The sequence below is a fragment of the Galbibacter marinus genome (assembly GCF_000300875.1).
Lineage (GTDB): Bacteria > Bacteroidota > Bacteroidia > Flavobacteriales > Flavobacteriaceae > Galbibacter > Galbibacter marinus.
This window is the reverse complement of record NZ_AMSG01000001.1, coordinates 91,939-114,137: the sequence shown is the minus strand read 5'-3', so window position 1 is coordinate 114,137 and position 22,199 is coordinate 91,939. Positions and strand designations below refer to the sequence as shown.

The following is a 22,199-nucleotide window of genomic DNA, read 5'->3' as shown; positions in this document are numbered from 1 at the left end:
ATAATTCTTAAAGCCTCTAGGAAGTTATTTTGTCGTGTACCTTGGTGTGTTTCCCGTTATTCCACTCGGTAAGAATATCGGTGGCAACCTGAGCTCCACTTCCAGCAGCTATGGCGAACTGACTTCTCCACCCTGCGAGTGTTCCAGCAACATATAATCCTTCTTTAACCTTGTGCTGTGTGTTCTTAAGTTGAATACGGTTTTTCTCTTTAGGACTTAGGGCGTGCGGTTCTACTAGGTTCATAAGACCCTTGATGGAGAAAACATCTGTATAACCCAAAGCAATCACCACGATTTTTGATCGGTAAGTTCCTTTGTTAGTGGTTATAGTATAACTTCCTGCCTCACCCTGAAGGGCAATTACCTTTTGACTAGCAATTTGCTCCACATGTGGGTAATTTGTGGTTAATTGATCTTTACCAGAGGCTAAAATGTCCTTTCCAGAGGTTTGTGACGCCACTCCTAGCACATTATTTAAAAGTGCTGATTGCAAATGTGAAGCTTTTTGATGCATGATAATGCCAATGCGTTTATCTGCGGCATAAGGGGCTTTAATAGCCGAGCCTAATACCAAGGCGCATTGAAGACCCGCAGCACCTGCACCTACAACTATTGCATCATACATTACTTTTGTCCTTGATGAGTTCTTGTATTCTTCTGGATTGCCAAAAAATGGCTAAAAGTAATACCGCTGCAAGAGCAGCACCAATTCCTATAACAGCGACCAAGCTATCACCCTCTAAAGGGTTATCAAAATCCAACATGGTGATGTTTACACCAATCATACTAACGGCAATAAGAACGAGAATTACGACAAAGGTTTTCATGTACAAAATTTTTAAAATAAACCAGTTACATTACTTGCAAATAACTTTACAGCAATGGCCAACAAAATTACGCCAAATACTTTTCGTATCACAGCCAAACCTGATTTTCCTAGCCATCTTCCTATTTTTGTCGAAGACTTTAACACTATATAAACAATAATGACATTTAAAATAATGGCAACAATGATGTTCTCAACATAATATTCAGCTCGAAGTGATAAGAGAGATGTCATAGTTCCAGCACCTGCAATTAAAGGGAAGGCTAATGGAACCACAGATGCAGTTGAGGGTGCGTCATCTTTATACAATGAAATTCCCAATATCATTTCAATGGCTAGAAAGAAAATTACAAAAGCACCAGCAACGGCAAATGAATTTACATCAATCCCAATTAAATTTAGGATAGTCTCTCCAATAAACAGAAATGCAATCATTAAAATAGCTGCAATTAGAGATGCCTTTTCTGACTGAATCTGCCCCACCTTATTACGTAGATCAACAATGATAGGAATGCTTCCAAGTATATCGATAACAGCGAAAAGGATCATTCCTGCAGTTACTATTTCTTTAAAATCAAAGTTCATGGTTTTGCCTATTTAAAAAACGATGCAAAGCTATAACAACATTTCGATTATTATTAACATTTAGCACAAAATTATTTCTCAATTTTCTTCTTGCACTTTATTGTAATAAGGTCAGTTTCAGTACGCATAGGAATTATTAGAGTTTGGTTGTAGAGTGATTACATTTTTTCTGGTTAGTAATTTAAACTATAACAGGTATTAGCGGGTCTGCCTATTTCAGATCATCTTTAGTTTGTAAAAAGGAGTATATTTGCAGCATGTTTCAGATAGGTAAAACCATAGTGTCGGAAGAAATCATAGAAAATGATTTTGTATGTAATATCACTGCCTGTAAAGGAGAGTGTTGTGTTGATGGAGAGGCAGGTGCTCCGGTGGAAGAAGAGGAAAGAAAGATTTTAGATGAAATTTATCCTAAAGTCAAACCTTTTCTTCGTCCTGAAGGTGTTGCTGCTATTGAAAAGCAAGGAACTTATGTAAAAGGTTTAGACGGGGAGTGGGAAACACCTTTGGTTGGAGGAAGTGAATGTGCATATGTGACTTTTTCGGACAACGGAACTGTACTCTGTGGGATTGAACAAGCCTACAATGCAGGTGCTGTGGATTGGAAGAAGCCGATCTCGTGTTACTTGTATCCTATCCGCGTGAGACAATATCAGGATTTTGCTGCAGTAAATTATCATAAATGGCATATCTGCGATGATGCTTGTAGTTTAGGTAAGGAGCTTCAAGTTCCAGTATACAAGTTTGTAAAGCAAGCCTTAATTGATAAATTCGGTCAATCTTGGTATGATGAACTTGAAAAGACCGCGAAGGAAATGGGTCGTTAAGAAATTTTTTTCTTTTTGAACTTCCAAAAACATACAACTAGATCTAAACTATAATAACCAAAAAAATAAGGGTAGCTATAAGGAGCTTAATAGATCCTAATAGCTACCCTTTTTTAGGTTAACTGTTGACTGATTTCTAGAGTTTCTCTTCAGTTTCCTCAGGCAGTGTAGTCTCCACCGCTGCAGCATTAACGTATTGCTGATGATACAGTTCCAGCAAATTCATGGTGGCTACCACAAGATCTTTAGTCTCTGTGAGCAGATTGAAATACAAAGAAGTGTTTTTTGGACTTGACTCCTCAGTTCTTGTTCTAGATATTTGTTTTTCAATTTTTAAATTGATACTCGCCAATAAGACATCTTTCGTTTCTATCAATTCATGAATGTCCTCAAATGCTCTTTTATCAAATGTCTTTTTAATGTTGTTGAATAATGATTCAATTTCATTTTGATTGTCTAGTAATTCACGTGTTTGATTGAATTTTAATTTTTTGTGATTGTTATTCACGTGTTTGTATGAGGCCTTTCCGATATATTCAAGAGATTGAGACATATCCTGGAGATAACTCAAAATATTGATATAGAAATGGCTGGCCATCACACTTGAATCATCCAAATTCTTAATGAAATAAAAGACGCTTTCTTGAAGATCATCAATTTCAGCGCTGAGTTTAGCGTTTCCTTTTTTGGACTTTTTAAGTAGAGGAAGGTCCTCTTTCGAGAGTCCAATCATAGAACCATTATATATTTTTCTAGCTCGGTTAGCAACAGCTGCTATATTGTCGGCACTTTCTTCTATTACGCCTTGGATAGAGCTGCTTTCAGCTTTGTTTAAGCTATCTTCTTCTCTTGTAGTGCTAGTTTTTTTCTTATAAATGATGTAATTCCTTGCCAAGAGTAAAACGGCAACAAATAAAAGAATAGCAATTGCTGTTGAGCCTCCGATGTAAATTAAATAGGCGATGGTTGCCGAGGCTACAAAGGCTATGATGGCCGTGAAAAACCATCCAGCAATAACATTGAAAACTCCTGCTACGCGGTAAACTGCGCTCTCACGTCCCCAAGCTCTATCGGCTAATGAGGACCCCATTGCTACCATAAAAGTTACGTAGGTAGTGGAGAGCGGTAATTTTTGAGTGGTTGCGATTGCAATTAATATACCAGCTACCATAAGGTTTACCGAAGCTCTAATGAGATCAAATGAAGGGGCATCCTTTAGTGCTGCGTTTTTCTCATCAAATTCCGGTTTTGAAAAACGAGCATTGATGTTCTGCTGTGTTGACTTAGGTAAAATATAATTAATACTATTTGCTGTTTTAGTTGATAACCTTACAACTAATCTAGATAGGAGGTTTGGTTGAAACTTCTCTTTTCCTTCAGTTTGTCTTGAAAGATTGATTTCGGTTTCTGTTACAGCTTTTGCTTTTTTTGAAAAACAGAGTGTTAACACCATCACTGCGCCAGCGATAAATAAAAGGATTGGTTCTGTTGGCACTTTTTCTGCTAAGGATCCCATTGCAAATTGATCTGCTGGAATTCCTGAGTTTATCCAAGCTTCATATGAATGCCAAGCTGCTATCGGAACCCCGATAAAGTTTACCAAGTCATTTCCAGCAAAGGCCAATGCAAGCCCGAATGTACCTGCGGCAATAACAATTACCAGCACGTTCTTTTTGAAAACATTTAAGTAGAGGTATGAAAATAGTGTCCATACGACTAGACAGCCTAATGAAATTAATAATTCACTCCCTTCAATGAGATGCGCAATATAATCGTAAAAAGGAGTGCCTTTTAGTCCTTTAAAGAAAATAAAATAGGTAATACTACTGAGCGCTATCCCACTAAAGATGGCGCCTGCATATTTCATTTTTTGCTCAAACTGAAAAGTAAAGGCAAGTCTTGATATAAATTGGACTATTGCACCGATGGTGAAGGCGATTACCACCGAGAGCAATATCCCTACAATAATTTGAATAGCGTTATCTGAGTTAATATACTTAGAGAGATCCGCTACAGTTTCATTTTCATTACCTGCGATCTTTATTAATGCCACTGCCACAGCTGCTCCTAATAATTCAAATACTATGGAGACAGTGGTTGAGGTTGGCATTCCAAGAGTGTTGAAAAAATCCAAGAGCAATATGTCGGTAATCATGACTGCCATAAAAATAATCATGATCTCATTGAACATGAATTCACCTGGTAAGAAGATACCTTTTCTAGCAACTTCCATCATTCCACTCGAAAAGGTGGCTCCGATGAAAATACCCACGCAAGCAATGGCTAAAATCGTCTTGTAAGGAAGGGCTTTGGAGCCAATAGCTGAGTTCAGGAAATTCACCGCATCATTGCTCACCCCAACTATTAAATCGCCAAAGGCCAAAATAGCCAAGGCAACAATCATAAGTAAATAGATATTTTCCATAGTGTTAAAATAAAATATTCAGATTGCTAAACAATCTCTTTTTTTAAAATTGTATTTCTAATTGTAATCTTGCCATTACCATATCACTTTGATCGGCAAATGTGGCATAACTAATATCCGTTTGTAATTTTAAGTTATGTCCCACAATATATTTTGATACCCCAAGGGTGTACTGGTTTTCTTCCATGATGCTTCGAACTTCCTGATCTAAATCCACATGGGTATAACGTCCACTTAATTCCCAATTACTGTCAAATAGATACCCTCCTTGAATATTAAACGCATTTCCAGTTCTAACTACATCACCCGTTGGGATGCCTTGGTCGTCTTTGGCGATAGCATCCTCGGCTGAGCGATTAGCATATTCGGCTAATAAGGAAACGCCCTTGTATTTAAACACAACATCAGCAAACATTGTGGTGATGTCAGTTTGGTATAGATTCTCCTCAATTCCCATAAAATCACCTCTGTTGCTCTGAGTGTTTACGGCATCATCATTATAATCATAAGCCACTGCAATCATTAGCCGTGGTTTGTCCTCGCGCTCCAAAGCAGAACCTTCCATTTCATTGTCATTTTTAAAGATTCCAAGTGGAAGTAATTCTATACGTCCTGTGTACTGGTACCCTCCCATGTTTCCCACGGTAACGTTACGACCATCTCCTTGAGAGAATGCCAATTGTTCACGAATTAAAAATGTAGGAGTTAGATAATGTTCGTTGAGTAATTGAAGTCCGATGTCTCGATCGATGTTGAACTCTTTATTTAAAAGGGAACGGTCTACAAACTGTAAACTACCCGAAGAAATTAATCGCTCGATATTTCCAGGTAATTTGGCCTGACCGGCTTTAATACTAAGGTTTTTGTAAAATTTCCATTGGATGTAGGCGTCTTGGATAATCTTATCCGCGTAGTCAGTGTAATACGAAGCACCATCGATATCTTGATTGGCCAGTCCTATTTCTAACTTATATGTGAGATTCTTAGTAAAAGCAAAGCCCTCAAATTTTAAACGTGCCCTTCTAACTAGAAAATTACTGTTAAAATCTGTGCCTCCATCTTGATTCTCCTGCCATGTCCCACTTCCTAATAATTGGAATCTAGTAGTGAAATTCATACTCCATGTACTGTCTTTACCGCTTATATTTAAAATGCCTTTACCAAAACGCGGGCCCTGGATATCCTGTGCATTGCCAAAAGAACTCATAAATAGACCAAGCAAAAATGCCCCTACCAAATTTTTCATTCCAATATTTTAGTTTTTGTCGCTGCAAAGAACAGTATATAAAGTTAAGAAATTGTTTCCTGTATGTTAAGTTATTAAAAATAATTGTGTTAACTTTTTATTCTAAACGACACATTTTTAATTCAATAACCTAATCTTGGCTCTTCACAATTATATTGAACTGTAAAAAAGTGAAGCTGCCTGTTTTATCAGACAGCTTTCTATTTCAAAACTTAAGTCGACAAAAACTAAAAGTTGGTGAAATATCTTTTGTTTTTACTGCTGCAAAGGTCAATGAAAGTGGTAAAGATAGTGTCAACTAAAGTTTAAAAAATCATTAACCTTTAAAGGAAATCAGGGAGTGATTTTTCAAAGGGAATTTTAATATTACGCAATCTTAGCAGTATCTTGCACAACAAATAAACAAAAACATGAATTGGGAATCATTACTGTCGTTAAAACGTCATGGAGATAAAAATAAAAGGCTTCGCAAAGAGCAAGACGAAACCAGATTGGGGTTTGAGGTTGACTTTGATAGAATCATCTTTTCTTCGGCTTTTCGGAGTCTTCAAGATAAAACACAAGTGATTCCACTTTCCAAGACGGATTTTGTTCATACCCGACTTACCCATAGCCTCGAAGTATCGGTTGTTGGGCGTAGCCTTGGAAGGTCGGTGGGTAAAAAGGTACTTGAAAAACATCCTTATTTAAGTGAAATTCACGGCTACCGATTTAATGATTTTGGAGCCATTGTTGCAGCAGCAGCGCTCTCACATGATATTGGAAACCCACCATTTGGTCATTCAGGAGAAAAGGCTATAGGCGAATATTTTAAATCGGGTAATGGAGAAATTTATAAAGATCAGCTAGGCGGCAAAGAGTATCAAGATTTAATAGACTTTGAAGGCAACGCTAATGGTTTTAGAATCTTGACAGAAACCCGTCAAGGAATCTCAGGTGGGCTTCGCCTTAGTTATGCTACTTTAGGAGCTTTTATGAAGTACCCTAAAGAATCTCTACCCAAACGTCCAACTCAACAAATCTCAGATAAGAAATTTGGGTTTTTTCAGTCGGAAAAACAGTTGTTTATAGATGTTGCCAATGAATTAGGTTTGAAACAAACACGACAAGGAGATCACGTTTCCTTCGCCAGACATCCTTTGACGTTTTTAGTGGAGGCAGCCGACGATATATGTTATACGATTATTGATTTTGAGGATGGTATTAACCTAGGTTTAATCCAGGAAGAATTTGCCCTAGAATACTTGATTAAACTAGTTAAGGACAGTATTAATACCAAAAAATACCACGAATTAAGCACAACAGAGGACCGATTAGGTTATTTAAGAGCTCTTTCAATCAGTACATTAATCCAAGATGCTACTAGGGTGTTTTTAGAGAATGAAACAGCAATATTAAATGGGGATTTCCATTGTTCTCTTTTGGAGAAGTCTGCCTACAAAGCTCAAGTTGAAGATATCATTAATCTAAGTGTTGAGAAGATCTATCAGAGCGATGAGGTTATCCAAAAAGAAATTGTCGGATATAAAATTCTCAATCAGCTATTAGACACATTCTGTGGAGCAGTTATTCGAGCCATCCAAAACCGAACCACCAACTACGATAATTTAGTGATGAATTTAATTCCTAAGAAATACCTTGTGCTTGATCAGGGTGTCTATAAAGGACTTATGGCAGTGGCACAGTTTATCGCTGGTTTAACAGATGGCAACGCTTTGTTAATTTACAATAAGATCAGTGCAAAGGTGGTTTAAAAGTTATAGACCACACCAACACCTAAAGATTGCTTGAACTGCACTTTAGGGCTGTAAGAGAATTTCTCTCCATTGGCTAGGGTGCGTTCTTCAAACTTAATGTCATTATCGTATATTAATTGAGTTCCTACATTGGCTACCACATATTCGTTTACCTTTAATTCAACGTCAATCAGCCAGTTGATGTCGACATTTCCAAAGCTGTTCAGATAATCGGTATAGAGTGTTATACGGTTAGACAAGAACATATTGTCATAGATTTTGGTCTGATAAGAATTGGTAACGAGAATTCCAATTTCTGTATCAACGTTTTGTCCATCACGTATTTTGACTCCATTGGCATCGTATTCCGCTTTAGGCACACCAAAAGCGCCTTGATCTGCCAAGTCTTGGTCTAGTACAAAGGTTGACTTTTGTGTGATTGGAGAAAGGTAAAGCTTTAGATCCTTTCCTTCAGGAGAATACTCACTACCAAAACCAAATAGAAAATAACCAGGAGCCATAAATTGAGAGATCGGATTGTCCCGATCTGGATACTTATAACCTTTGGCAAACTGGGTATTAAAATTGGCCTTTGCAGAAAAATACCAGTTTGATAAATTATCCATTCTAAAACCTAAAGTCGAGTTTATAGCCAAAGCGTCCTCTGATTTTCTTATCTTTTGGCCATCTTGAATGTTTAGTCCAAAACGCATAATTAATTCGTTATTCCACTGCACTTTTTCATGCTTATAGTTTCGCTCGAAAAGTGCGTTACTCAATCCGCTGATAGAATTATTTCCCCCTGCACTCCAGTTGATAAATGCAATCTCACTGACATTCATTCCTATTTTATTAACTTTTTTCCAGCGAGGAGGAAGTGGCTTGTATTCACTGATAACCTTGGAAAGGTTAATGGTGTCCATGCCTTTGATAATAAATACCTCCTGGGTTTTTGGATTAGTATAGACTTCTTGTTCTTGTTTTTGGATTTGAGCTTGGCTAATATAGCAGCAAAAAACACAAAAAATTATAAGATATCCTTTCATTATTAGCTGAATAATAGGTTTTTATACTTTGCAAAAATGCTAAAAATAGTTATGTTATAAAAATCTTTCAAATTGTTTAGCCATCGATTTTGGGTCAATACCTACAATTTGTTGTAATTCTTCAACGGTTCCATGTTCTATAAATTGTTCTTCAACCCCCAAAGATACTACCTTTTGGTAGTTGTAATTGTACTTAGTTGTGAATTCACTAATAGCGCTTCCCATACCGCCATTTAAAACGCCGTCTTCCACTGTGAAAATAATTTGGTACTGTTTAAATATTTCATGGAGAAGCTCGGAGTCTAAAGGGGCTAAGAACCTCAAGTCATAATGTGCGATTTGCTTCTCTGCGGAGAGTATTGAAATAGCTTGGCTAACGTTTTCTGCAATGGTTCCAATAGAGATAACCGCTATCTTATTGCCCTTACTTAATTGTTTTGCTTTTCCAATGGTGATCTGTGAAAAGGGTTTTTTCCAATCAAGGTTCTTTCCTCTGCCTCGTGGATAGCGGATGGCAATAGGATCTGAAAGCCCTAATTGAGCAGTATACATAATATTTCTCAGATCTACCTCATCCCTAGGAGCAAATATAATGAGATTGGGAATGCATCGTAGAAATGCTAAATCAAAAACTCCGTGATGAGTTGCTCCATCTTGGCCTACTAGACCAGCTCTGTCTAAGCAGAAAATCACGGGAATTCTTTGAAGAGCTACATCGTGAATCAATTGGTCATAGGCTCTTTGTAAAAAAGTGGAATAGATGTTACAAAAGACATTTAAGCCTTGAGTAGCCATTCCTGCAGCAAACGTTACGGCGTGTTGTTCAGCGATTCCAACATCGAAGGCACGCTCTGGAAATTTCTCCATCATGTATTTAAGAGAACTTCCCGTTGGCATTGCTGGAGTAATACCGACGATGTTTGCATTCTTTTCAGCTAACTCAACTATGGTGTGACCAAAAACATCTTGGTATTTGGGAGGTAAGTCCCCCTTTGGTTTTGGCAGTAACTCTCCTGAATTTTTGTCAAACTTGCCAGGCGCATGGTAACGAACTTGATCCTGTTCGGCTTGGCGCAATCCTTTTCCTTTGGTGGTGATGACATGTAAAAACTTTGGACCCTTTTTCTTCTGTAGTCGTTTTAGTTCTTTTAGTAATCTAGGTAAATTATGTCCATCTATTGGGCCACTGTAATCAAAATTCAATGCTCGTATGATGTTATTTTTGGCTAGTTTTCGATCTACTTTTATATTAGTTAAATATTCTTTTAAGGCTCCTACACTAGGATCAATTCCAATGGCATTGTCGTTGAGGATAATTAAAAGGTTCGCCTGACTTACACCTGCGTGGTTAAGGGCCTCAAAGGCCATTCCACTGGCAATAGAGGCATCGCCAATAACTGCGATATGATGTTTTTCTTTTTCTCCTTTAAAATTAGAAGCCATGGCCATGCCCAGTGCTGCTGATATTGAAGTGGAACTATGGCCAGTACCGAAAGTATCAAAGACACTTTCAGTTCTTTTTGGAAATCCACTTATACCACCAAGTTGCCTATTGGTATGAAATTGTTCCCTACGACCTGTTAGTATTTTGTGTCCGTAGGCTTGATGACCTACATCCCAAACTAGTAGATCATCAGGAGTGTTAAAAATATAATGAAGGGCAATGGTTAGCTCAACCACTCCTAGGCTCGCTCCCAAATGACCCTCTTTGGTTGCGACAATTTCAATGATATATTCCCTGAGCTGCTTTGCGAGTTCACCCAATTGCTCTTCAGGCATATTCCGTAAATCGGCAGGGTCATTGATCGTCTCTAATAAAGCATATGGGTTCATGGTGCAAAAATACAACTGTTTTTAAGTTTAAATTAATTTTTGCTGTATTTTAAAGATTTCAAAACTTGTTGTGATAGTTACAAACAAAAAGGCCTTGGAATTTTCTCCAAAGCCTTTAGTGTCGATTTTTTTTATATTGTTCTTATTTCTTATTGACTTTGGAAATATATTTCTCCAAGGCCATAGTCATCGAAGGTGTTTCTGGTGTTGGAGCCTCGATGTCAATACGAAGTCCTGCTTCGGTAGCCGCCTTCACCGTTGTGTTTCCAAAAACTGCAATTCGCGTGTCGTTTTGCTTGAAATCAGGGAAATTCTTTAATAATGATTCAATTCCTGAAGGGCTGAAAAACACTAAGATATCGTAATAAACATCTCTTAAATCCGATAAATCACTAATCACTGTTTTATAAAGGATAGCTCTTGTCCAGTTAACTTTTAAATCATCTAAAGTCTCAGGTACTATAGGTTTTAGTACATCCGATGATGGTAAAAGGAATTTTTCGTCCTTGTACTTTTTGATCAGTGGAGCAAGCTCTTGAAAGGTACGTGTCCCTACGTAAATCTTTCTTTTTCGGTATACTACGTATTTTTGTAGGTAATAAGCAACCGCTTCCGACTGACAGAAATACTTCATGGAGTCTGGAACTTTGAATCGCATGTCCTCTGCAATTCTAAAAAAATGGTCTACTGCATTTCTACTAGTTAGTATAATTGCTGTAAACTGTGTTAAGTCAATTTTTTGTTGTCTTACATCTTTTGCATTTACTCCTTCTACATGAATGAATGGTCTAAAGTCAACCTTGATTTTTTGCTTTTCTACCAATCTCAAATACGGTGAATTTTCTACCTTGGGCTCGGGTTGAGAAACCAGAATTGTCTTAACTTTCATAAATATATGATTCGTTTATACCTTATCTCCGAAATAAAATTTTATCAGTAATAAATAAGGTGCTATTTCTAGCGTGCAAAGATACAAAATAAAATAAAATAAATATTTTTGAATCAATTTTTGATGATTTCTTAAAGTTAAAACGAAAGCTATAACATTTAATAAACAAAAACATAGAAGTATTGCGTATAATGCAATTATACTACTTAAATTACTGTAAATGAATAAACTAATCATTGGAAGTAGTAATAATGAGGTTAGATTTCTATAAGTCACCTTGTGAAAATGAAAACTTTCTGTGAACTTATTGATGTCAAAAATGGTCGCAATTAGTTTTTCTAAATAGAATTTGAAAAGAATAAATAGAATTAAAAAAGGCATGATGAGGTAGAAATTAACCTCATGGTTTGGATCGAAATAGGGTAGAGCTATCCACAGTACAAGAGAGAAGGAGATCATTTGAACAATGAACAACAATAAGTTAAATGTTGAGGTAGTTTGCCCAGGTTCTTTACTATAGATCTTGAGGTATTGATAATTAACAAAAAGCATGATAAATGAATGAAACTTTTGTTCATTTTTAAACTTTGCTACCGTTAAACACACCAAAGCAACTGTAAGTAATATTGTTTCTATGGAATGATTGTCAATATTTCTAAGTGTTTGATCCAAATTAATCCTCTATTTCAATAATTTCCCCCTGGAATCCAGGATGTACTCCATACTCTAAGATGCCCGCTCGGAATTTGGAACTCTCTGGGAGTTCTACTGTGTCTGGTATTTTAAAGTTTAATTTAATCCTTTGATTTGATCCTATATAAGTATCTTTTGCAAGATCCATGGTCAATGGATAAATTTTTATAATGGCCTTATGTGAATTCATACTGACTCCTTCAAATTTTAGCTTGCTAACATTAATGCTATCGCTATAGGGGTTTGATAATTCAGCGGTAAAGTTCCTAGGAATTTCTGTTTGAAATTGGTCTTTATCTATATCCAGTTCCATTTTGCGATAACTAGTAAAGGTATCTATGATGTGTCCTCGCATATAATGATTCCCAAAAGGTCTGATAAGCTTAATTACCGAATCCAGTTTATATTCCATAGTTCCACTGATATAGGCCACCTCTTTATTTCGGACTTTGAATTCAGAACTATCAATATCGAATTGGTTTTGTCTAGCAATGATGTCATTGGAAGAAAATACAGTGCTCCCGGAATAGAAGGCGTACATGGAAGCATCCCTATAGGAGTTGTGAAATACTACTGGTCTGTCCCCGACTTCACTTTTTAACTGGGCAACCCACTCTTTGTTACCAAAAGCCTCATACTCAATAGGAGAGATTGAAGGAAAAATAAGGGCGAATCTTAAAAATAGGATCACTACAGCGGAAAACAAGCTTATGCCCATTAACCACTTTCTATACTTTGCATGTATGTAGGCATATCTTAGGGCGAATATAATAAGTGGAATGACCGCTAACACTACCCATTGAGCTTGTGTTCCTCTGTTGAAACTAGAAATAAAGAAAAAGATAATGATACCGTAGCAAATGAACTTCAGGGCTTTATCAAATTTATCTTTGGAAGACAAAGCGTAGAGCGCCCAATACATGAGTGGTGCACACAAACCTGCTACAGCCAGGCAATGTAATGGGTATTCCAGCGTGTATCTAGGTTTCCAAGAACTATTCACCCTGCCGTATAAATGGTATTTAAGGGATACAAAATCCATTTCGTATAGCCAATAGAGGTGTGGGGTGAATAGTAAAAGCGCAAGCAATATCGCGAACCAAAATTTACCATTTTTCAGAAGAGCTAAATTGGAAAGTATTGCAAATCCTATAATTAAGATCCCGTGATATTTTGCATACATCACAAGGGCCATCCCCGCTCCAGTAGCAATAATACTTATAACATCCTCTTTTATTAAAAAGCGTTTGTAGCCCCATAGAAAAACAAGTGCACAGGTAATCAGGGTGGTGTCAGGAACCATCATGAATCCATAGGCGGTTAATAGACCAACACTGCTCACAAAGGCAATAAATAACCAGACAAAGCGATGTTTTTTCTCACTATCAATCAAAAGCCATAACAACAATACGTTGGCACAATATAAAAATGGTGCCATAAACCTAACGCCTAATTCGCCATCGAAAAGGGAGAGTCCGATATTGACCAGAAATGCAACTAAGGGAGGGTGATCGAAATATCCCCAACTTAGATTTTGTGCATAATACCAGTAGTAAGCCTCGTCAAATATGATATCTGTTAATAGACTTTGAGCTAAATTTAAAAAAAGTACAAATATTAGAAAGCTGAACAGGATCTTGTGTGAACGTTCTCTAGTTACCATAAGTTATTGTCGTTATTTTCATACCCCTTGGCCACTGTGTGGTCGTAAAATCTAAAATTACGGAAATTTTTAATTGCAAAAATCCTTAAAATCAACCTAAAAAACTAAAACTTAGGGTAAATACTTTTTATTTAATGCTATTTTTGTGCAATTATGAAAGATGGCATGCAATCAGATAGTATAGTTATAATCCCTACCTACAATGAAATAGAGAATGTAGCGCTAATTATTTCTGCAGTTTTTGAACTTAAAAAACCTTTTGATATTCTCATTGTAGATGATAATTCACCTGATGGGACAGCAAATAAGGTACGTGATTTACAAGCGCAATTTCCAAATCGTTTACATTTAGAGGTACGTCAAGAGAAGTCTGGATTAGGGATCGCATATATACATGGGTTTAAATGGGTGTTAGAGCGTTCTTATGAATATATATTTGAAATGGATGCTGATTTTTCGCATAACCCCAGAGATTTGATTCGTTTGTACAATGCCGCTGTCAACCAAAATGCGGATCTCACTATTGGATCTCGCTATATTAAGGGGGTCAATGTGGTGAATTGGCCATTGCGTAGAGTATTACTATCCTATGGAGCTTCAGTGTATGTGAAATTAATTACCGGAATGCGAATTGAAGATCCAACCGCAGGATTTGTTTGTTATAGAAGAAGAGTCATTGAGTCATTAAACCTAGATGCCATTAAGTTTGTGGGTTATGCATTTCAGATTGAAATGAAATTTAAAGCACATTTAAAGCATTTTAAATTATTGGAGGTGCCTATTATTTTCCAGGATCGAACACGAGGAAAATCCAAAATGAATGGTAAAATTATCAATGAAGCCATCTTTGGAGTGCTGAAACTCAAATGGCGTAGTTTGTGGAATAAGAAAGATTTTTAAAAAAATGAAAAAGATACTAATAAAAAACGCCACCATTGTCAATCAAGGGGAGATCCTTGAGTCTGACGTATTAGTGGAAGGTGAATATATTAAATTAATCGGCAAATCATTATCCGATCCAACGGCCGAGGTTATTGATGCACAAGGAAAGTATTTAATTCCTGGTGTTATTGATGATCAGGTTCATTTCAGAGAACCAGGGCTTACTCATAAAGGGACCATTGCAACTGAGAGTAGAGCTGGCCTAGCAGGAGGTATTACTAGCTATATAGAACAACCCAATACAATTCCACAAACCGTAACTATCGCTGCTTTAGAAGATAAAATGGCAACAGCAAATGCATCGTCTTTTTCCAATTACTCCTTTAATTTTGGAGGTACAAACGATAATCTGGAAGAGTTAAAGCGCTTGGATAAAAATGCCTGTGCAGGTGTAAAATTATTTCTGGGATCCTCTACTGGAAATATGCTTGTGGATAATCAACAGGTATTAGAAAGTATCTTTAGTAGCACCGAGATGGTCATTTCAGCCCATTGTGAAGATGAGCATATTATCAGAACCAATATGGAGCTGTATAAGGAACGCTATGGTGATGATATCCCAATGAGTTCACATCCTCTAATTCGAAGTGCGGAGGCTTGTTATGTTTCTTCTTCCAATGCCATTGCTTTGGCTAAAAAAACCAATGCCCGATTACATGTTTTTCACGTGTCAACGGCACGAGAAACGGAACTTTTTAGAAATGATATCCCACTGAAAGATAAGCGTATAACTGCTGAGGTGTGTACTCACCATTTGTGGTTTAGTAGTGAGGATTATAATGAAATGGGTAGTTTAATAAAGTGGAATCCTGCGGTAAAAACAGCCCAAGACAGGGATGCCTTATGGGGTGCCTTAAATGACGATAGGATAGATGTTTTGGCTACCGATCATGCGCCACATACTCTTGAGGAGAAAAACAATGTGTATACCTCAGCCCCATCAGGAGGACCACTTGTTCAACATAGCTTAGTGGCCCTTATGGAAAAGCAAAAAGAAGGCAAAATTTCTTTGACTCGTCTCATTGAAAAGATGTGTCACAACCCAGCGATTCTATTTAATATTGAAAAACGTGGATTCATACGTGAAGGATATTATGCAGACTTGGTTTTAATAGATCCCAATTCAAGCTGGAATGTTAGTAAAGACAATATTGCATACAAATGTGGTTGGTCACCTTTTGAAGGTGTTAAGTTTAGTTCAACAGTTACGCATTGTTTTGTAAATGGTCATCTGGCTTATGAAAATGGGAACTTTTCTACGGTTAGAAATGCAAAAAGACTTACTTTTGAAAGGTAATGGATAAAAAAAGATACATAATAGCATTGATTGTACTGTGTTTTATTAGCTGTGGTACAGATGTGGTAGAGAAGCCAGAGAATCTGATTGAAAAAGATGTTATGATTGATATCTATTACGATATTTCTATCCTTAATAGCTTAAAATCCACGGGTGCGGACAAATTAGAAAACATTGATCTAGAACCAAGTGAATTTTTGTTTGAAAAGTATGGAATTGATAGCACCCAATTATCTAAAAGCAGTATTTATTATACATCTAATGCAAACCTACAACTTGAAATGTTTACTAGGGTAGAGGAGCGCTTGCAGCGTCTTAAAGATACTGTTGAGGCTCGTAGGAATAAACTTGAGCAACTTAAGATGAATAAAAATAAACCGGCCAAAAAACCTGCTAATAAATAGTTTTAGGCCTTTGACTTATCTAGTTTTATAGTGTTGCAGATACGCCTAACTGTTGTGGAAATATCTGTGAACTCAAAGTCCAACTCCTTGATTATTTTATCGCTCGAATATTGAGAAGAATTCCATAGGGACTGCGCTGAATGTCTACTTAGTATCCGCTTTTTTCGAAAGAGAAATGTAGCCACAGCATCCAATCGCCACAGCAATTGTAGTTGCCATCGGTTAAGTTCTCTCGAAGGGCGGGTACGATTTAAATTCTCAGCGATAAGATTCAGGACAGTCTTGTATTTTAAAAGGGCTCCTACTAATATGTAGCGCTCGTTAAAAATGGGAGATTCCATAAGTAAATGGATGGCTCGACTAACATCTTTGACATCCACAAATCCACTACTTCCTGGTGGGTAATATGATAATCCTTTTGCGATGCGATTGAAAATAGCACTACTGGGTGAGTCCTCAAAACCTTCTCCTAAAACGATTCCAGGATTGACAATTACCACAGGGATTTCTTCTTGGGTAGCTCGCCAAATCTCCATTTCAGCACCGTATTTGGCAATGGCATAAACATTGTTTTCAGCTTCGGGATTCCAGTAGGAAGTCTCGTCTATTTGTTTATGAGTTGCGTGATCCCCAAAAACAGCGATTGAACTTATATAGGCAAGTTTTTGGATTTTATTTGCAATGCAAAGGTTGACCAGGTTGGCAGTTCCGTCAATATTGACCTTTCGAAGCTCCCTATACGCATCGGGATCAAAGGAAATAAGGCCTGCGCAGTGATACACTTTGGTAACCCCTTCAAATGCTGTTTCTAAAGAAGGTACATCCAAAAGGTCAGCCTTTACCCACTGAATATTATCAAAATTAGGATTGCCTTGATCTTTAAACAAGCTTTTGACATTCTCTACTCTGGACTGAGATCGATAGATTGCCCGTATAGGCTCACTTGCTTTTGAAAGTAAGAGAAGTAAATGCCCACCGATTAAACCAGTACCTCCGCTAATTAGTATCATAGAACTAAAATACAACTATCTATTGAAATTGGGATCGAAGATGCAAAAATTATAATCCCCTAACAAATCAACATAACAAAGCTTTTGTCGCTTTGTAACATGTACTATCTTTGCCGCTGCAAAAGTAGTTTAAAATGACAGTAAATCTTGTAGAAGAATTAAAATGGCGAGGTATGGTTCACGATATCATGCCTGGTACCGAAGAGCAACTAAATAAAGAAATGACCACTGCCTATATAGGGTTTGATCCCACTTCAGATTCCTTACACATAGGAAGCTTGGTTCCGATTATTTTGTTAGTCCATTTACAAAAAGCTGGCCATAGACCGATAGCACTAGTTGGTGGTGCCACGGGGATGATTGGTGACCCATCAGGAAAATCAGACGAACGCAATCTATTGGATGAAGAAACCCTAGCTAAAAATGTGGCTGGAATTCGTTCAGTTTTGTCAAGATTTCTTGATTTTGATTCTAAAGAAGAAAACGCGCCAATTTTAGTGAATAACTACGACTGGATGAAAGACTTTAGCTTTATTGATTTTGCTAGAGATGTAGGGAAAAGGATTACTGTCAACTATATGATGGCAAAGGATTCTGTTAAAAAGCGTTTTAGTGCTGATTCTGGTGTTGGTATGTCTTTTACAGAATTTACTTATCAATTAATTCAAGGATATGACTTCTACCATCTAAACATGCAATACGGTTGTCTGTTACAAATGGGAGGTAGTGACCAATGGGGTAATATCACCACAGGAACAGAGTTAGTTCGTAGAATGAATGTAACTCAAAGTGATGGAGAACCGGCCAAAGCATATGCGATGACCTGTCCTTTAATTACCAAAGCCGATGGTAGTAAATTCGGAAAATCAGAAGGAGGTAATGTTTGGCTTGATGCCGATAAAACATCTCCTTATAAGTTTTACCAATTCTGGTTAAATACAACTGATCAAGACGCAGAAAAATACATCAAGATCTTTACCTTTTTAGGTAAGAATGAAATAGATCAATTAATTGCTCAACACAAAGAAGCTCCACATATGCGACTTCTACAAAAGAAATTAGCAGAACAGGTGACCGTATTTGTACATAGTCAACAAGAGTATGAAAATGCTGTAAAGGCTTCTAATATCTTATTTTCAGGCGGTGCTGAGGATTTAAAGCAATTAAACGAGGCTACTTTTTTAGATGTATTTGAAGGAGTGTCTCAAGCTGAAATAAAACGTTCAGACATTGTAGATGGTTTGGATATTATTGCGGCTTTGTCTTCTGCTTCAAACTTTCTTAAATCCAATGGAGAAGCTAGAAGAGCACTTAAAGAAAACTCTATCGCGGTGAACAAGGATAAAGTTACTGAGAGCTATGTCGTTACCCAAAAGGACCTGATCAACGATAAGTTTGTGTTATTACAACGTGGGAAAAAGAATTATTTTATGATCAAAGCAATTTAAAACCCACATAGAATAATAAAATATAAGCCAGGGCTATCAATTTGATAGCCTTTGGTTTTTAATCTTCTAGGCCAACAAGAATACTGACAGCATTTCCACCAAACCCCACAGCATTAATCATTACGTTTTTTATATTCTTGGGTGTTTTATCATATTCTATATAGGGTACCTTAATGAATTTCTGATGTTTTAGCATTAGAATCGCTAATTCTAAACTCAGTACTCCTGAGGCTCCAAAAGTATGCCCGATTTTCCATTTATTTGTCGTTAAAGCTGGAACCTTGTCTTTAAAAACTTTATTGATAGCTTTAAGTTCAGTAAGATCACCTTTAATAGTTCCAGGAGCATGCATGACTATGACGTCTACTTCTGATTTATCAGTATCTTTTAAGGCCATATTCATTGAGTCTTGAAAGCAATCCGCCTCCTTCGAAATAGAGATGTTATGTTTTAAGATCTCTGTAGCGTATCCAATGCCCTTGATATAAGCTAGAGGAGTAACCTTTGGATTTTCTTCCAGACAAACCACTGCAGCGCCCTCTCCCAGAACCATGGTGTTTCTTTTTTTTGTCAAATCTAAGGCTTTACACGGATAGTTATCATTGGCCTCAGCATAGATCTTTAAGGCTTTTATCTGCGCAATAGTAAAAGGAGTCAGTGCAGCTTCACTTCCGCCCACCATAAATTTATCACACATGCCGCTGCTTATCCAAGCAACACCGTTTACCACTGCATGTAAGGCAGTAGAACAAGTAATTGAATGAGAAATATCTGGTCCTTTTGTTTGCAAATCATGGGCAATCCAAGAAGATATATTACCAAGAGTTGTCGTCGGGGAGGCAAGAGTAGAGGAGTTTCCATCTTTAAGAAAATCATCATAAAATTTTTCAAATAAGGAAGTAGCACCTCTGGATGAACCGATGTTTACTCCAAATACATCCCCTTTTTGCCATCCGCTTGATTTTAAAGCATCCCTGGCAACCAACATGGCATAAAGAACTGAATTGTCCAAGGGCTTATATTTTGGATCTTCCACTCTAAGAGCTTGTATTTTGTCAAGTTCTTCAGCGCTTAATGCGCCAGCCATCGCTTGATAGTTGCCATAGATTCCAGGGGATAGAAAATGCGAGTCGGAGTTGTAATTCTTCCAGATTGTATCTGTGTCACTACCCAGAGAAGAGATAGAGGATAGGGCGCTAATGGCTATTTTTGTATTCATAGAAACGTTTGTTTTACAAATGGCAAAAGTAGAATTTTGAACTTTAGAGGTCGTTTAAAAAAGTTGTGTAAAACAAAAAACCTCATCATTGCTGTAGAGGTCTTTTGTTTTTATTCATTTCTAAAGGATTTCGGTTAGATTTCAGTGACCCTTAGTGTGTTGACCATTCCTTTTTGTTGGATTGGCATGGCGGCAAGGCTAATCATCATATCTCCTTTGTCTAAGAATCCTTTTTCACAAGCCATTTCAGTGACATCTTCAATGGTTTGATCTGTACTTACAAAACGATCGTAATGAAAAGTTTTTACACCCCATAACAGGCTGAGCTGTGTCATTATTCTCTCGTTCGAAGTAAATACTAATATGTGAGCTTTCGGTCTCCATGCTGAAATCTGAAATGCCGTATAACCACTATTGGTAAGGGTGGTAATAACCTTTGCATTGATTTCATTGGCCATACTAGCAGCGTGGAAACAAACCGATTTGGTAATGTATCTTTTAGTTTTAATATGTGGCGGTTCTTGTGGAACTTTAATTAAGTGAGAATGCTCTACACTATTGATAATGCTGGTCATCTTTTCGATCACCTGAACTGGATAAGCCCCTACTGAGGTTTCTCCAGATAACATTACCGCATCAGCTCCATCCATAACTGAGTTTGCAACGTCGTTTACCTCGGCTCTTGTCGGAGTCAAGCTAGATATCATCGTCTCCATCATCTGTGTAGCAATAATAACAGGTATTCTTGCTTTCTTAGCTCTAAGTACTAATTGTTTTTGAACAAGCGGAACTTCTTGCGCTGGAATTTCAACTCCCAAATCACCACGAGCTACCATAAGGCCGTCACAATGTGCAACTATTTTATCGATATTTTCCACCGCCTCTGGTTTCTCAATCTTCGCAACGATTGGAATTTTGTACTTCGAATGCTCAGTGATTAGTTTTTGTAGGTCCATCAAATCTTCGCTGTGGCGAACAAATGATAATGCCATCCAATCTACCTCCTGCTCTATGGCAAAAATAGCATCCGCAATATCCTTTTTAGTTAAAGCAGGTAAAGAGATGTTTGTGTTTGGCAGGTTGACCCCTTTTTTAGATTTCAAAGGCCCCCCTTGAAGGACTTTTGCTTTAACTTCTGTTTTTTTGTTTGTCGAAAGAACCTCAAAAATGAGCTTTCCATCATCAAGTAAAATGCGTTCTCCTGGATTTACATCCCGAGGGAATTCCTTGTAGTTCATATAGACTCTTTCAAGATCTCCCTCAAAAGGTTCTCCAGTAACAAAGGTGATCTCATCTCCTTTACTAACGATGACATCTTCCTTCATAACCCCTACACGAAGTTTAGGGCCTTGTAAGTCAGCGAGAATTGCAGTGTTGTAATTGAATTCTTTATTAAGCGAACGGATTATTTGGATTCGCTCCTTTACATCATCATAATCGGCGTGTGAAAAATTTATTCTAAATACATTCACACCCGCTTCCATCATCTGTTTTATGACTTCTTTGGTGCTTGTTGCGGGGCCGAGCGTTGCAACAATCTTTGTCTTTTTCCTGTTAGGCATTCGTAAGAAAAATTAAATTATTTTTTGATTTTAATTCCTGTACTTCAATGGTATAGGTTGTTATTATACCTGGTATTTTTTTTAATTCACGTACTACTTCTTCTGTTGCACTATATGCACCTTGCTGGTCATCAATTTTTAATAAATAATCAGCTCGACTAAATTCCGGTACTACATATTCGGTACGTGTGGTTTCATTATCCTCGAACAGTCCTGAATTTGAAGGTTGTGTTTTTTCGGTTGTTTTGTTTTTCAACAATCCCCAGAAAACTTGATGTATTTCATCAAACCATTCAAAAGCAGTTACGTTCGCATTATAGGATGCCACATCTTGGCTATCCATTCGCTTTAGTCTTAAATTTAAAACTGAATTTAAAAAATATGCTAACCTGTAATCCTCTAAAGATGCGTGTATAGCGATTAAGGTATATGCATGTTCAAAATCTTCATCTAATAGTTTATAGACTGCCATATCATATGTGCACAGGAATGTAAATATATGATTATAACTATGACTTCACAACTTTTAGAACACTGATTCTATTGAT

The 22,199-nt window shown here is 37.2% G+C and carries 20 protein-coding genes; 6 read left to right on the top strand and 14 right to left on the bottom strand.

From position 1 onward, the window contains the following. Positions 1-16: 16 nt before the first annotated feature. The 3 genes from I215_RS00515 to I215_RS00505 are packed head-to-tail and all read right to left on the bottom strand — an operon-like array spanning position 17 to position 1,411. Positions 17-625, bottom strand: coding sequence for an FAD-dependent oxidoreductase (locus tag I215_RS00515; protein WP_008989980.1), 609 nt, complete (start codon positions 623-625; stop codon positions 17-19). Continuing rightward, positions 618-827 carry a hypothetical protein gene (locus tag I215_RS00510; protein ID WP_008989979.1) on the bottom strand — a complete coding sequence of 70 codons (210 nt, stop codon included), beginning with the start codon at positions 825-827 and terminating at the stop codon, positions 618-620. The genes I215_RS00515 and I215_RS00510 overlap by 8 nt, the downstream gene beginning before the upstream one ends. Positions 828-838: 11 nt before the next feature. Further along, entirely contained in the window at positions 839-1,411 is a 573-nt protein-coding gene (locus I215_RS00505; RefSeq protein ID WP_008989978.1) for a MarC family protein, read from the bottom strand. A 257-nt stretch (positions 1,412-1,668) separates the two neighbouring features. Between I215_RS00505 and I215_RS00500 the strand changes: the two genes are divergently transcribed. After that, complete coding sequence (locus tag I215_RS00500) at positions 1,669-2,238, top strand: DUF3109 family protein (RefSeq protein ID WP_008989977.1); 570 nt, start codon at positions 1,669-1,671, stop codon at positions 2,236-2,238. Between the two features lie 136 nt (positions 2,239-2,374). Here I215_RS00500 and I215_RS00495 read toward each other — a convergent pair whose 3' ends face one another. Beyond that, positions 2,375-4,663 (bottom strand): inorganic phosphate transporter, encoded by a 2,289-nt coding sequence (locus I215_RS00495; protein ID WP_008989976.1) that lies wholly within the window; start codon positions 4,661-4,663, stop codon positions 2,375-2,377. 43 nt (positions 4,664-4,706) lie between these two features. Then, entirely contained in the window at positions 4,707-5,909 is a 1,203-nt protein-coding gene (locus I215_RS00490) for a porin (protein WP_008989975.1), read from the bottom strand. A gap of 410 nt (positions 5,910-6,319) precedes the next feature. Between I215_RS00490 and I215_RS00485 the strand changes: the two genes are divergently transcribed. Next, positions 6,320-7,663 (top strand): deoxyguanosinetriphosphate triphosphohydrolase, encoded by a 1,344-nt coding sequence (locus tag I215_RS00485; RefSeq protein WP_008989974.1) that lies wholly within the window; start codon positions 6,320-6,322, stop codon positions 7,661-7,663. On the opposite strand, the gene I215_RS00480 is transcribed toward I215_RS00485, so the two are convergent. The 5 genes from I215_RS00480 to I215_RS00460 form a co-directional block, all read right to left on the bottom strand. Further along, on the bottom strand, positions 7,660-8,691 hold the full coding sequence (locus I215_RS00480; RefSeq protein ID WP_008989973.1) for a DUF3078 domain-containing protein: 1,032 nt from the start codon (positions 8,689-8,691) through the stop codon (positions 7,660-7,662). The genes I215_RS00485 and I215_RS00480 overlap by 4 nt on opposite strands. Positions 8,692-8,745: 54 nt before the next feature. Further along, positions 8,746-10,524 (bottom strand): 1-deoxy-D-xylulose-5-phosphate synthase, encoded by a 1,779-nt coding sequence (locus I215_RS00475; RefSeq protein WP_008989972.1) that lies wholly within the window; start codon positions 10,522-10,524, stop codon positions 8,746-8,748. Positions 10,525-10,666: 142 nt separating this feature from the next. Next, entirely contained in the window at positions 10,667-11,413 is a 747-nt protein-coding gene (locus tag I215_RS00470) for a uroporphyrinogen-III synthase (RefSeq protein WP_008989971.1), read from the bottom strand. Positions 11,414-11,428: 15 nt separating this feature from the next. After that, positions 11,429-12,085, bottom strand: coding sequence for a DUF4271 domain-containing protein (locus I215_RS00465; protein WP_008989970.1), 657 nt, complete (start codon positions 12,083-12,085; stop codon positions 11,429-11,431). Position 12,086: 1 nt separating this feature from the next. Further along, a complete protein-coding gene (locus I215_RS00460) occupies positions 12,087-13,769 on the bottom strand; it encodes an ArnT family glycosyltransferase (protein ID WP_008989969.1) in 1,683 nt (560 codons plus the stop codon). A gap of 165 nt (positions 13,770-13,934) precedes the next feature. Here I215_RS00460 and I215_RS00455 point away from each other — a divergent pair, with 165 nt between their 5' ends. Genes I215_RS00455 through I215_RS00445 form a run of 3 tightly spaced genes read left to right on the top strand, consistent with a single transcriptional unit; the run spans position 13,935 to position 16,412 of the window. Further along, positions 13,935-14,669: a polyprenol monophosphomannose synthase gene (locus I215_RS00455; protein ID WP_040459679.1), complete on the top strand. Its 735-nt coding sequence runs from the start codon at positions 13,935-13,937 to the stop codon at positions 14,667-14,669. Positions 14,670-14,673: 4 nt separating this feature from the next. Next, positions 14,674-16,008 carry a dihydroorotase gene (locus tag I215_RS00450; RefSeq protein WP_008989967.1) on the top strand — a complete coding sequence of 445 codons (1,335 nt, stop codon included), beginning with the start codon at positions 14,674-14,676 and terminating at the stop codon, positions 16,006-16,008. Then, positions 16,008-16,412, top strand: a complete 405-nt coding sequence (locus tag I215_RS00445) for a DUF4296 domain-containing protein (protein ID WP_008989966.1) — start codon at positions 16,008-16,010, stop codon at positions 16,410-16,412. Before I215_RS00450 ends, I215_RS00445 begins: the two co-directional genes overlap by 1 nt. 2 nt (positions 16,413-16,414) lie before the next feature. On the opposite strand, the gene I215_RS00440 is transcribed toward I215_RS00445, so the two are convergent. Continuing rightward, positions 16,415-17,422: an NAD-dependent epimerase/dehydratase family protein gene (locus I215_RS00440; RefSeq protein WP_008989965.1), complete on the bottom strand. Its 1,008-nt coding sequence runs from the start codon at positions 17,420-17,422 to the stop codon at positions 16,415-16,417. 134 nt (positions 17,423-17,556) lie between these two features. Between I215_RS00440 and tyrS the strand changes: the two genes are divergently transcribed. Then, positions 17,557-18,870, top strand: coding sequence for a tyrosine--tRNA ligase (tyrS, locus tag I215_RS00435; protein WP_008989964.1), 1,314 nt, complete (start codon positions 17,557-17,559; stop codon positions 18,868-18,870). Between the two features lie 58 nt (positions 18,871-18,928). Here tyrS and I215_RS00430 read toward each other — a convergent pair whose 3' ends face one another. The 3 genes from I215_RS00430 to I215_RS00420 form a co-directional block, all read right to left on the bottom strand. Next, positions 18,929-20,089 carry a beta-ketoacyl synthase N-terminal-like domain-containing protein gene (locus I215_RS00430; protein WP_008989963.1) on the bottom strand — a complete coding sequence of 387 codons (1,161 nt, stop codon included), beginning with the start codon at positions 20,087-20,089 and terminating at the stop codon, positions 18,929-18,931. A gap of 134 nt (positions 20,090-20,223) precedes the next feature. Further along, entirely contained in the window at positions 20,224-21,651 is a 1,428-nt protein-coding gene (gene pyk, locus I215_RS00425) for a pyruvate kinase (RefSeq protein WP_008989962.1), read from the bottom strand. Then, positions 21,644-22,123, bottom strand: a complete 480-nt coding sequence (locus I215_RS00420) for an IPExxxVDY family protein (protein WP_008989961.1) — start codon at positions 22,121-22,123, stop codon at positions 21,644-21,646. Before I215_RS00420 ends, pyk begins: the two co-directional genes overlap by 8 nt. Between the last annotated feature and the right edge of the window lie 76 nt (positions 22,124-22,199).